The organism is Helicobacter didelphidarum (assembly GCF_003364195.1).
GTDB classification, from domain to species: domain Bacteria; phylum Campylobacterota; class Campylobacteria; order Campylobacterales; family Helicobacteraceae; genus Helicobacter_A; species Helicobacter_A didelphidarum.
Genome location: NZ_NXLQ01000139.1, coordinates 1 through 1270 on the forward strand (window position 1 = coordinate 1; position 1270 = coordinate 1270).

The 1270-nt window shown below is 32.6% G+C and carries 1 protein-coding gene; it reads right to left on the reverse strand.

Annotated features, from left to right (window positions below; genetic code table 11):
- A partial coding sequence (locus tag CQA53_RS11540) for a hypothetical protein (RefSeq protein ID WP_147290059.1) occupies positions 1–1073 on the reverse strand: 1073 nt, incomplete at its 3' end.
- Positions 1074–1270 lie beyond the last annotated feature (197 nt).

Sequence of the window (1270 nt, forward strand, 5' to 3'; positions counted from 1 at the left end):
ATCTTAAGCTCTATGGAGGTTACTCTATCCTTTGTTACTTTTCTACTAGAACCTTTGCCTGTATCTGAATATACATGATAGGCGTTAATTTTACTATCAGTTGATTTTTTTATCCCATCACTCTCATTATAAGCAAAGAATATGATATTTTTATTCACTAAGCTTTGCAATACATCATCACTAAATAAATCTTTGAGTTTGATATTGATACTTAAGCCTTTTTCATTCATCACGACATAATATCCATTTCTTTCATCTATTAATTGAGGAAGATTAGTTTTTGTTATATCTGTTTTGGTGTATTTGTATTCTTTGTTGATACTACTCGCAGTGATGAATTGTGTTTGGAGAGGTGGCATAGAATGACCCCTTGTATGTTTTTTATCACTAGAGTGATAACTCCCATTTACTATCTTAAATGCCCATCGTATATTATCATTGGATTGCAATGATTGTTCTGTGTCTAGTATTTTGGTTACATTGCCTTGTTGTAGTTTGTGTGGAGGTTCTACTTGTGTTGTCTCATCTACTACTTTCTCCATATAAGTTTTTTGCTTCTCATAGATAAATGCCCTGAGTTGTATCTCTTGCTCTAAGTCTATGGTATAGATTTCATTATTGGGATAAGAGAGGGCATGTGTATCATGAGGAAATATCCCATCTTTATTTGCCTTGTAGGCTTTGATGATACCAATAGCTTCATCAGCCTCCCTTTGAATATTAAAGGTATAAGGCACGGCTTTGCTATTATCAAGCATTACTGCTAGGAGATTAATCTGTGAGCAAGTAGGGTGAAGGAAATGAGGTCTATCACATAAAGCAACTCTTTTGTAATGATTCAGTGAAAATGGTATATCTATTTCTACTTGGGAAGATAATCTTACAAATACCTTTGCAAATATATCTATATCATCAGGTATATCAAATATATAGATTCCATTCTCTTCTTCTTCACTGCAAGATAGAGTTCTTATATTCGCATATAGTTCTAAATCTAATACTATGCTATGTTTAAGTCCTTTTATAGGAGAGCCAAATATACTATAAGCACTTATTTTTATCCTTTTGCCCATTTCTCTTATTATTCCTCAATTCTTATCCTTAAGCTTTGATTATAACATAATTGTATCATGGTTTCATAACTCTCTTATCCCCCTATCTCTCTATCTTTACTTTCCCTTTGAGATGAATACCACTCTTATCTAGTGTGATTTGAGAATCTCCTAGTTGGAGATTGATATTCTCTTTACTTGCTTTGATTGCAATATCA